Genomic DNA, 10,961 nt, shown 5'->3' on the forward strand with positions numbered 1-10,961 from the left:
GTTAATTTGTTGCAGCTATCGGTGCCGCAAGTCCCATTATTTTTACACCCCTTTGGTGCACCACCATCGGAAGTTGAACAACTTGTACATGCCATAATTTATATATATTGATCGCCTCAAAAAAATTGAAACTACTTTTCAAATGTTATTTTGAGCGTAAAGATAGCATTTTTTTAACTGAATTTAAACTTTTGATTTTTCAAGTTTTTATAAACAAAAAAACCTGTTACTCTTTATAACGTAACAGGCTATTTTTTCTTATAAATTTTAACCAAATTAATCATAATGAAACCTACATTTTGCAATTAAAATTTCAGTATCGGTAACTTTATAAATCAAGCGATGTTCTTGGTCAATTCTTCTCGACCAAAAACCTCTATATTTGTGTTTTAATGCTTCTGGTTTTCCAATTCCTTCAAAAGGTGTACGTGAAATATCTTTTAAAAGTGAATTAATTTTTTGAAGCATTTTTTTATCTGTTTTTTGCCAATACAAATAATCTTCCCATGATTCTTCTACAAAAACAAACTTCATTCTTCAATTATTTGTTTTTCAAAAGAATTTTTTTGGTTTAGTTTTTCAATAGCAGCATCTAACCGTTTTTCGTTTATTGCAGAAGATAGTTCGTGCTGTGTAGCCATTAATGAGTTGTACTCGTTTAGTGAAATTAACACCACTCCCGCACTTTTTCCTCTGTTAATTATTAATGTTTCAAAGTTTTCTGTAACTTTTTTTACATATGATTTCATGTCTTTTCTGAAATCAGAAATGGTTGCTGTTAACATGTTTTGTACTTTTTATTGTACAAATATAGGTACAAAAAATTAATTTTCAACTATTTTATAAATTCTATCCGATTCTCTTATTTTAAATGGGACAACAAAAGTTACTTTATCACCCGGTTTTGCTACGGTGTTTTCGGTGCCGTTAATTAACATTGTACCCACTTGCATTTTCTCGTTTCCAGTTGTAGGTCCTGTAATAAAAATGGTGTCTCCTGTTTTTAATTCTTGGTGTTCAATTAAAAATTGTCCTACTTGTGCCTTTGTGAAATAATGTTGTCCTTTGCCAATATATATTTTTCTTTCCGTCGTTAATTTTCGCTTTCTAATTTGGGTAACCGCCGAAACTTTTACCGGTTTTTGAGCAATTTCTTCAAAAATATTTCTTTCCGAATTTTGTTTGAATTTTAACGCTGGTGATTTCCCTTTCTGAAAAATCATATTCCCGTTTTTTAATCCTTTTCTGCGTTTTTCTTGTTCTTCTAAAGGTAAATAAATGGTTTCTACACAACTTGTAGAACAACAATTTTCCATTTTTTCAGCACACGAATCGCACTGAATAAATAATAAATGACACGCTTCATTGGCACAATTTACGTGGGTATCACAAGGTTCGCCACATTGGTGACATTGCGCAATAATATCGTCTGTAATTCGTTCGCCTAAACGGTGATCGAATACAAAGTTTTTACCAATAAATTTACTTTCTAAACCTTCTTCTTTAATTTGTTTGGCATAATTGATAATACCGCCTTCTAACTGAAAAACGTTTTTAAACCCTTGGTGTTTGTAATAAGCAGAGGCTTTTTCGCAACGTATTCCACCCGTGCAATACATCACTAAGTTTTTATCTTCTTTAAACTCTTTTAATTGCTCGTTGATAATTGGTAAACTCTCACGGAACGTTTCTACATCTGGGGTAATCGCGCCTGTAAAATGTCCGACTTCACTTTCGTAATGATTTCTGAAATCAACTACAATCGTATTTGGGTCTTCTAAAATTTTATTAAATTCTCGGGCATTTAAATGCACGCCTTTGTTGGTTACATCAAACGTATCGTCGTTTAATCCATCAGCCACAATTTTGTGACGTACTTTTATCGTTAATTTTAAAAAAGAATGATCATCATGTTCTACGGCAATATTCAATCGAATGCCTTTCATAAAATCGTAAGTTTCAAGGGTTTCTCTAAAAGCATCAATATTTTCTGCCGGAACAGACATTTGTGCGTTAATCCCTTCCGTAGCGACATATATTCGGCCTAAGGCATCTAATTTGTTCCATTTTAAAAACAAATCATTTCTAAATAATGTAGGATTTTCAATTTTGGCATACGCATAAAAAGAAAGCGTTAATCGTTGACCGGCTTGGTCAATTAACTTGGCTCTTTCTTCCGCGCTTAAGGTGTTGTACAGTTGCATGCTATAAACATTTTAAGGTTAGAGCCGTGATTATCACGACTTAAAGAAATAAATAAACAAATTCTAAATGGAAGAATTTGGCAGCAAAGATAAAAATATTTTTAATTGAAATGCAACAAGAAACTTACAAACAAAATTTGTTGCAATAAAAAAATTCTGTATTTTTACGAAAAATTAATTATTATGAGCACAGAAAAAGAAGCAAAATTAAAAGCCTTACAACTGACATTAGACAAATTAGACAAAACGTACGGTAAAGGAGCTGTAATGAAAATGGGCGATTCTGCTGTAGAAGAAGTAGAAACCATTTCGTCAGGTTCTTTAGGCGTAGACATTGCATTGGGTGTAAATGGATATCCGAAAGGAAGAATTATCGAAATTTACGGACCAGAATCATCTGGTAAAACGACCCTAACCTTACACGCCATAGCAGAAGCACAAAAAGCCGGAGGAATTGCCGCATTTATTGATGCAGAACACGCCTTTGACCGTTTTTATGCGGAAAAATTAGGTATTGATATTGATAATTTAATTATTTCTCAACCTGATAACGGAGAACAAGCATTAGAAATTGCTGAAAGTTTAATTCGTTCAGGTGCTGTAGATATTGTAGTAATTGACTCGGTTGCCGCATTGACGCCAAAAAGTGAAATTGAAGGCGATATGGGTGATAGTAAAATGGGATTACACGCCCGTTTGATGTCGCAAGCGTTAAGAAAATTAACAGGAACCATTCATAAAACAAAATGTACCGTGTTTTTTATCAATCAGTTGAGAGATAAAATTGGGGTAATGTTTGGAAGTCCTGAAACCACAACTGGTGGAAACGCATTGAAGTTTTATGCTTCGATAAGAATTGATATCCGACGTTCTTCGCAAATTAAAGATGGCGACAATGTTATTGGTAACAGAACGAAAGTGAAAATTGTAAAAAATAAAGTAGCACCACCTTTTAGAACTGCAGAATTTGACATTATGTATGGCGAAGGGGTTTCTAAAGTTGGTGAAGTTTTAGACTTAGCTGTAGATTTTGAAATTATTAAGAAAAGTGGTTCTTGGTTTAGTTATGGTGAAACCAAATTAGGACAAGGAAGAGATTCTGTAAAACAATTAATAAAAGACAATCCAGAATTAATGGATGAGTTAGAAGTTAAAATTAAAGAATTACTAAAAGAACAAAACGCATAAGACAAAAATCATCCTTTTTAGGATGGTTTTTTGATTAAAACCAAATTGAAGATTCGGAATTTTTAAAAAGTTGTATTATGAAAAAACTAATAGCACTTATCTGTATTATTGTACTATCTATCTCTTGTACACAAGAACCTGATGGGCCAAGAGTTCATTTAGAATTACTAAAAGTAGAATCAGTGGTTTTACCGACAACCTTTACTGCAAATGCCGTAAACGAAATTGAAGTTACGTATTCAAAACCTTCAAGTTGTCATGGTTTTGAAGGTTTTTATTACACTAAAGATATTGATACAAGGACTATTGCTGTAATAAATTATGTGATAGAAGAACAAGGCTGTTTGCCATTGCTAAATCAATTGGAAACACAAGTTTTAAGGTTTAAGCCCGCTACAGCAGGAACTTATCTTTTAAAATTTTGGAAAGGAAAAGATGCCAACGGAGTTAATCTTTATGAAGAATTTTCAGTTGTAGTACAATAATAAAAACGACTAATTAGGCGTTTTTTTATGCTAATTATTTTTGAAGTTCGGTTAAAATGATGTCTCTAACTTGTTGTTTTAAGTGAAGTTTATCGTCCATCGTTTTTCCAATTGTTTCTATAGGTGGATGAATTTTGGCTCTCATTTTTCCTGGTGAACCGCTAAAAAACGTGTACGAAAATCGTTTTTTGTTATCATAAAAAGTTATCGGAATTATTGTGAGTTGGTGTTCAATCGCAATTCGGAAAGCGCCATCTTTAAATTCATCTAAAAGTATACTTTCATCGGGCACACCGCCTTCAGGAAAAATACAAATACTCAAACCTTGTTGAATTCTGTTTTGTGCTCGTTCAAAAACGGCAAATCTACTTTTACTGTTTTCTCGGTCAACCAAAATACAAACACGTTTGTAAATAAATCCAAAAATGGGAATGTTAACCAATTCTTTTTTCCCTACAAATACAAACGGATGGTTTTTTACAACCAATAACATCAACATAATATCCGTCATTGAAGTATGATTGGCTACCAACATATAACTTTTGCATTCTTCAAAATTTTCAGTGCCTTTTATAGAATATCTAAAACCCATTCCAATTAAAATAACTCGAGCCCAAAGTCGTGCAATTTTAAAAAACAACGGATATGTTTTTTCACTTAAAATAGTAATTAATATGAGTGGAAATAAAAGTATTATAGGAAACAATACCAATAGGTAAAACCAGATACGGTATAGCAACCAAAACGGATATTTTAATAATTTCATTTCTCAGATAGTATTCGATTTTCAAAAGTAAACAATTTTAAAAAACTTATTCTTTTTAGTTGCACCTTTTTACTTGGCTCTTTTTACTTAAAAACTTACATTTGCAAAAACAACTTTCAAAATGGCAAAAATATTAACAGGTGTTCAAAGCACGGGAACGCCACATTTAGGAAATTTATTAGGTGCGATTATTCCAGCGATACAAATGGCTAATAATCCTGCGAATGAATCGTTTTTATTTATTGCCGATTTGCATTCGATTACGCAAATTAAAAACGGAGCCGAACTCAAACAAAATACCTATAGCACTGCTGCCGCTTGGTTAGCGTGTGGATTAGATACCAATAAAGTCGTGTTTTACAGACAATCAGATGTGCCACAAACCGCAGAATTATCTTGGTATTTGAGTTGTTTTTTCCCTTTTCAACGCTTAACATTAGCCCATTCGTTTAAAGATAAAGCCGACCGATTAGAAGATGTAAATGCAGGATTATTTACTTATCCGATGCTAATGGCTGCCGATATTTTATTGTACGATGCCGAAATTGTACCTGTTGGAAAAGATCAAATGCAACATATAGAAATTACAAGAGATGTAGCTTCACGATTTAACCATCAAATGGGAGAAACATTTGTGTTGCCTGAAGGAAAAACAAGCGAAGAAACTATGCTAATTCCAGGAACAGATGGGCAAAAAATGAGTAAATCACGAAATAATTTTATCAATATTTTTCTGGATGATAAAGCCTTATTAAAACAAATAAAAGGCATTGAAACAGATAGCACGCCTTTAGAAGAACCTAAAAATCCAGATACTTGTAATGTATTTGGATTATATAAATTATTAGGCACAGAAGAACAAATCGCCCAATTAAAAGCAAATTATTTAGCTGGAAATTATGGTTTTGGACACGCCAAACAAGCGCTTTTTGATTTAATAACTGAAAAATTTAAAACCGAAAGAGAAAAATACAATCACTTCATAAACCACCCGGAAGAAGTAGATAAATTACTTTTTGAGGGAGCTAAAAAAGCTGGAAATGTAGCGGATGGCGTTTTAAAAAGAGTACGAGAAAAACTTGGCTTTATGTAGCATTTTTTTACACAGATTTTCACAAATTTCACAAATTAGTTTAGTGCTAATCTGTGAAATTTGTGTTTTAAACTACACCGTTTCAAACAACTTGCCTGGCAAAGGTCTAATAACGCCTTTTAACTCCATATTTAATAATAAAGAAGAAATTTTAAAAATAGGGAAATCGCAATCTAATGCTATAATATCCATCAATTCATTTTCTTTATTTACTAAATAATCATAAATTTTTTGTTCTTCCTCCGTCAAGGAAACGAAAAGTTGTTTTTGGATGGGTTTGCTTTCTTTTTTCGTATCAATATCCCAATTTAAAATATATACTAAATCAGCTACACTATTCAATAAATGGGCGCGCTGGGTTTTTATTAAATTGTTACACCCTTGGCTAAATTTATCGGTAATTCTTCCTGGAACAGCAAATACATCTCTGTTGTAATCATTCGCTATATTAGCAGTAATTAATGAGCCGCCTTTTTCGGCACTTTCAATTACAATAGTAGCTTCGCACATACCTGCTACAATTCTATTGCGTTTGATAAAGTTTTCTCTATCCGGATTTGAAGAACTCCAAAATTCGGTCATAAAACCTCCGTTTTGTTCCATTTGAGAAATATATTTTTTATGTATTTTTGGATATATTTGATTCAAACCGTGAGCCAAAACTCCAATAGTTTGTAAATTATTTTGCATTGCCGCTTGATGTGCCACAATGTCAACTCCATAGGCAAAACCACTAACAATAATTGGGTTCAATGGTGCTAAATCTTCCAAAAGTGTATTGGTAAATGCGACTCCATAAGGGCTAATTTGACGGGTTCCTACGATATTAATTACTCTTTTATTTTGCAAATTAATAGCGCCTGATTGAAATAAAACAGTTGGGCCATCGGCACAATGTTTTAAGCGTTCTGGATACGAATCGTCTTCAAATGTAGCATAAGAAATTTGTTCTTTTTCGATGAAACGAAGTTCGTTTTCCGCTAAATTAAAAATCTTTTTTTCTTGTAAATTTTTGTAGAGATAATCACCTATGCCGTCAATGGCAACAAATGCTTTTTTAGAGGTTTGGAAAACTGCAGTGGCAGAACCGCATTGTTTAATTAGTTTTTTGGCAACAACATCACCAATTCCTTCCACTTTTAATAGTGCGAGCGTGTGTAATAATTCGTTATGTAACATGGCGTATAATATATCCTACAAATATATTTATTTTTTTAGTAATTTTATAAAAAACCGCAAAACGAAGAAAATTTATTTTTAAATTGTTAATAAAAATTGTTAATAAAATTTTGTTTTTGGGCTTGATTACTTAATTTTGCATATATGAAAATAGAAAAATACATTTCAGAATTGTTGTACAGATACCAATGCGTAGGCGTTCCGGGTTTTGGAGCGTTTTTATGCGAATGGCAATCTGCGCAAGTTATTGTGGTTCAAAATTCGTTTGTACCACCGAAAAAAGTAATTTCTTTTAATTCTCATATAAAAAACAATGATGGCTTATTGGCCAATCATATCGCATTACAAGAAAAAATTAGTTATGAAAACGCCGTAAGTAAAATTCAAACTCAAGTTGTTTTTTGGTTAGAAAAATTAGAAAATAAAGAAAGTTTGGTATTAGAAAATATTGGTGAAATTTTTTCAAATTCGGAACATAATTTTGTTTTCAAGCCGAATACAGCAATTAATTATTTGACAGATTCTTTTGGTTTGGCTGGTTTTAATTCGCCAGAAATAGCAAGAGAAAATCAAATTCAAACAGAAATTGTTTCAGAAGTTGCGCCTCAAATTGAAACGCCTGTTTCAGTTAATACTACAGAGGAAGCAGAAACGCCAGTTATTCCATTAAATGGAAAAAATCGTACGAAAACCTGGATGAAATATGCTGCAGCTGTGGCCATTTTTGCCTCTGCAGGAACGTATGGTTACAAAATGTATTTTGACTATACAATAGAACAGCAAACAAGTATCGTTGAAAAAACGGTGCAAGAAAAAATAAATCAAAAACTTCAAGAGGCTACTTTTGTGATTCCAAATCCAATAAACGCTGTTGATTTAACTTTAGAACAAACGCATACTGAAAAATACCACGTGGTAGCAGGTGCTTTTAGAAGCAAACAAAATGCTTTAAAAGCAATGAATGATTTAGTCTCAAAAGGTTTTGAAGCGCATTTATTGACGGAAAACAAATACGGTTTAATTCCTGTTGCTTTTGGTAGTTTTTCTAATTTAACTGAAGCTCAAAATTTAAAAATTCAAATAAAAGCAAAAGATAGCGTTGACGCTTGGTTGCTAATAGACTAATCCCAATTTTGGGATTTTTTTATACCCTATTTTTAAATCAGAGTTAGTATCTTTGTAAAAAAAATAATGCAAAACAAATATCCTTCAGACTCCGTTACAACATTAACCGATTTAGTGTTACCTGGCGAAACCAATCCATTAAACAATTTATTTGGTGGCGAATTATTAGCGCGAATGGATAGAGCCGCAAGTATTACTGCGCGTCGTCATTCAAGAAGAATTTGCGTTACGGCTTCTGTAAATCACGTGGCGTTTAACAGAGCTATTCCTTTGGGAAGCGTGGTAACAGTAGAATCTAAAGTATCCAGAACTTTCAATACTTCTATGGAAATTTTTATAGATGTTTGGATTGAAGATAGAGAATCTGGTATTAAAAATAAAGCCAACGAAGCCATTTATACTTTTGTTGCCGTTGACGAAACAGGTAGGCCGGTTTCGGTTCCCGCTATCGAACCACAAACCGAATTAGAAATTGAACGTTTTGAAGCAGCACTAAGAAGAAAACAATTAAGCTTGGTATTGGCAGGAAAAATGAAACCCAGTGAAGCAACGGAGTTAAGAGCGTTGTTTACAAAATAATATATAACATGGATTTTTACAAATTAGCAATAAAAGAAATCAAACGAGAAACAAAAAATGCAGTTTCAATCGTTTTTAATATTCCACAAGAACTAAAAACGGCTTACCAATTTATAGCTGGGCAATATGTAACCTTAAAACTAACTTTAGACGGGAAAGAACTTCGTAGAGCGTATTCTATTTGTTCTTCACCAAAAAGTGATGAAATGCGAATTGCAGTAAAAGAAGTAAAAAACGGTACTTTTTCGAAATTTGCCAACACAAAATTAGCTGTTGGCGATTTGTTAGAAGTCAGCATTCCTGAAGGAAAATTTACGTTTGAAGCCAAACAAGAACACCAAAGAAGCTATGCCGCTTTTGCTGCTGGTAGCGGAATTACGCCTGTTTTATCGATTGCAAAAAGTGTCTTAGAAGAAGAACCAAATAGTACTTTTGTTTTAATTTATGGCAACAAAGACGAATCGGAAACTATATTTCACGAGGAATTAAAGGCGCTTCAATTAAAAAATTTAGGGCGATTTTTTGTGCATTTTGTGTATAGTCAATCTAATGTAGCGGGTGAACTTTTTGGGAGAATTGACAAAACTGTTGTAAATACAGTGCTTAAAAATAAACATTCTGATAAAACCTTTTCTAAGTTTTACTTGTGTGGACCAGAAGCAATGATACAAGTAGTTACGGCAACTTTAAAAGAAAACAATGTAGCTGAAAAAGATATAAAATTTGAATTGTTTGGAACGTCATCTGCCTCAGAAAACAAAGTTGTAACAGGAAATGAAGGTCATACGAACATTTCAATTTTAGTAGATGCTGACGAAGTTACTTTTGAAATGAGTCAGAAACAAACCATTTTAGAAGCGGCTTTAAAACAAGGTTTAGACGTGCCTTACTCTTGCCAAGGTGGTATTTGTAGCAGCTGTATTTGTCGCGTGACAGAAGGAAGCGCTACGATGAAGAAAAACCAAATTTTAACAGATAACGAAGTAGCTGAAGGATTGGTTTTAGCGTGTCAAGCCGTGCCAACTTCCTCTGAAATTAAAATTGATTTTGATGATATTTAAATAGTCTAAAGTTTTAATGTCATAAAGTCTAAAGTCTTGTTATAGTAAAAATTTCAAACCCTTGAAAAACTTATACGAAATATTCAAAAAAAATAGCGACTTGTTGGGCGAACCAGAAGTTATCCAGTTGCTTGAATATTGCGAAAAATTACAAGATGAAATTGTTGATTATAAATTTGATAAACAACAAGACAAACAACTTATTTTGTTAGATATTATTAGGGAAATTATAAAGGGTTGTAATGAAGTTGAAAAAGAGCAAATGGAACACGAACGTTTTGGTTATGAAGCACCAAATTATCAAGCAACTATTTCTAATTTAAAGAGTTATATTTTAGAAATTTGTAAAGACAATCAGGTTTATTTGTGAGTCTTTTAAACCATTAAGGAATTAAGAAAATTAAGCATAAAACTTAATGAACCTTAATTCCTTAATGGTTTAAAACAAAATTAATTTTTCCAACAACATTTTCCACAGAAATACTTCGCATTGCATTTTCATAGCCTGCTACTTTTTTATTTCCATATACCGAAGTGGGTAAAAATGGATATAGTTTTCTATCTGAAGTCAGACAAAAATCATCTGGTTGATGGAATGGTTGAAATCCTGCAAAAGGATGTGTAGCGCCCCAAAGTGTAATTACTTTTACGCCCAACATAGCGGCAATATGCGCATTTCCAGAATCCATAGATAACATTACATTTAAATTAGAAATTATGGCTAATTCTTCTTTTAAATTGGTTTTTCCTGCCAAAACAACCACGTTTTTATGATTGTTTTTTAACTGATTTAGCTTCTTAATTTCTTCACTTCCTCCACCAAATAATAAAATTTTATTTGAATCGTTTTTGGCTAATTCATCTATTACTTGTTGCATTAAATCTATTGGATATACTTTGCTTTCGTATTGAGCAAAAGGTGCTATTCCTATCCAATTTTCTTCTTTTTTACCCGTAATATTTATTATTTCGTCAGATAAAATAGATTTTTCTGGAAATGTAGGTGATTCTAAATGTAAAGGAAAACCTAATTTTTCAAACGTTTCGCAATGTCTTTCAAACATTGTTTTTGTTGGAGAAATGGTTTTGATAGCTAATCTTGTAAGAGCTTTTTTGTCTTGTCTACCTTTATCTGTAGCGGCAACATTTTTGCCATTCAAAGCAAAAAGTGTTCTTATAATTTTTGATCGTAATACATTGTGTAAATCGGCAACGGCGTCAATATTTAGTTTTCGTAAATCGGAAAACAAACGCAAAAGTCCTAAAAAACCTTTATGTCTT

13 protein-coding genes are annotated in these 10,961 nt (G+C 32.5%); 7 read left to right on the forward strand and 6 right to left on the reverse strand.

Annotated features, from left to right (window positions below; genetic code table 11):
- Positions 1–276 precede the first annotated feature (276 nt).
- From KA468_RS09410 to KA468_RS09420, 3 genes are read right to left on the reverse strand one after another with little or no spacing between them, the layout of a single operon-like run.
- Entirely contained in the window at positions 277–534 is a 258-nt protein-coding gene (locus KA468_RS09410; protein ID WP_291242686.1) for a Txe/YoeB family addiction module toxin, read from the reverse strand.
- Complete coding sequence (locus KA468_RS09415; protein WP_291242687.1) at positions 531–785, reverse strand: type II toxin-antitoxin system Phd/YefM family antitoxin; 255 nt, start codon at positions 783–785, stop codon at positions 531–533. Before KA468_RS09415 ends, KA468_RS09410 begins: the two co-directional genes overlap by 4 nt.
- A gap of 39 nt (positions 786–824) precedes the next feature.
- Positions 825–2,204: a rhodanese-related sulfurtransferase gene (locus KA468_RS09420; protein ID WP_291242688.1), complete on the reverse strand. Its 1,380-nt coding sequence runs from the start codon at positions 2,202–2,204 to the stop codon at positions 825–827.
- Positions 2,205–2,387: 183 nt separating this feature from the next.
- Here KA468_RS09420 and recA point away from each other — a divergent pair, with 183 nt between their 5' ends.
- Together recA and KA468_RS09430 are read left to right on the forward strand one after the other, a co-directional pair.
- On the forward strand, positions 2,388–3,392 hold the full coding sequence (recA, locus tag KA468_RS09425) for a recombinase RecA (RefSeq protein WP_291242689.1): 1,005 nt from the start codon (positions 2,388–2,390) through the stop codon (positions 3,390–3,392).
- 77 nt (positions 3,393–3,469) lie between these two features.
- Positions 3,470–3,877: a hypothetical protein gene (locus KA468_RS09430; RefSeq protein WP_291242690.1), complete on the forward strand. Its 408-nt coding sequence runs from the start codon at positions 3,470–3,472 to the stop codon at positions 3,875–3,877.
- A gap of 34 nt (positions 3,878–3,911) precedes the next feature.
- On the opposite strand, the gene KA468_RS09435 is transcribed toward KA468_RS09430, so the two are convergent.
- Positions 3,912–4,643, reverse strand: coding sequence for a 1-acyl-sn-glycerol-3-phosphate acyltransferase (locus KA468_RS09435; RefSeq protein WP_291242691.1), 732 nt, complete (start codon positions 4,641–4,643; stop codon positions 3,912–3,914).
- A gap of 121 nt (positions 4,644–4,764) precedes the next feature.
- On the opposite strand from KA468_RS09435, the gene trpS reads away from it, so the two are divergent.
- Positions 4,765–5,736, forward strand: a complete 972-nt coding sequence (trpS, locus tag KA468_RS09440; RefSeq protein ID WP_291242692.1) for a tryptophan--tRNA ligase — start codon at positions 4,765–4,767, stop codon at positions 5,734–5,736.
- 72 nt (positions 5,737–5,808) lie between these two features.
- Here the strand turns inward: trpS and dprA are convergent, their stop codons facing one another.
- Complete coding sequence (gene dprA, locus KA468_RS09445) at positions 5,809–6,915, reverse strand: DNA-processing protein DprA (protein WP_291242693.1); 1,107 nt, start codon at positions 6,913–6,915, stop codon at positions 5,809–5,811.
- Between the two features lie 144 nt (positions 6,916–7,059).
- Here dprA and KA468_RS09450 point away from each other — a divergent pair, with 144 nt between their 5' ends.
- The 4 genes from KA468_RS09450 (at position 7,060) to KA468_RS09465 (ending at position 10,050) form a co-directional block, all read left to right on the forward strand.
- The gene (locus tag KA468_RS09450; RefSeq protein ID WP_291242694.1) at positions 7,060–8,040 is read left to right on the forward strand and encodes an SPOR domain-containing protein; all 981 of its coding nucleotides are present in this window, start codon (positions 7,060–7,062) and stop codon (positions 8,038–8,040) included.
- A 66-nt stretch (positions 8,041–8,106) separates the two neighbouring features.
- Complete coding sequence (locus KA468_RS09455) at positions 8,107–8,619, forward strand: acyl-CoA thioesterase (RefSeq protein WP_291242695.1); 513 nt, start codon at positions 8,107–8,109, stop codon at positions 8,617–8,619.
- A gap of 8 nt (positions 8,620–8,627) precedes the next feature.
- Positions 8,628–9,680 carry a ferredoxin--NADP reductase gene (locus KA468_RS09460; RefSeq protein WP_291242696.1) on the forward strand — a complete coding sequence of 351 codons (1,053 nt, stop codon included), beginning with the start codon at positions 8,628–8,630 and terminating at the stop codon, positions 9,678–9,680.
- A gap of 61 nt (positions 9,681–9,741) precedes the next feature.
- On the forward strand, positions 9,742–10,050 hold the full coding sequence (locus KA468_RS09465) for a hypothetical protein (RefSeq protein ID WP_291242697.1): 309 nt from the start codon (positions 9,742–9,744) through the stop codon (positions 10,048–10,050).
- A 61-nt stretch (positions 10,051–10,111) separates the two neighbouring features.
- Here KA468_RS09465 and KA468_RS09470 read toward each other — a convergent pair.
- A partial coding sequence (locus KA468_RS09470; protein ID WP_291242698.1) for a glycosyltransferase family 9 protein occupies positions 10,112–10,961 on the reverse strand: 850 nt, incomplete at its 5' end.

It is taken from the genome of Flavobacterium sp., from assembly GCF_017985075.1.
Taxonomy (GTDB): domain Bacteria; phylum Bacteroidota; class Bacteroidia; order Flavobacteriales; family Flavobacteriaceae; genus Flavobacterium.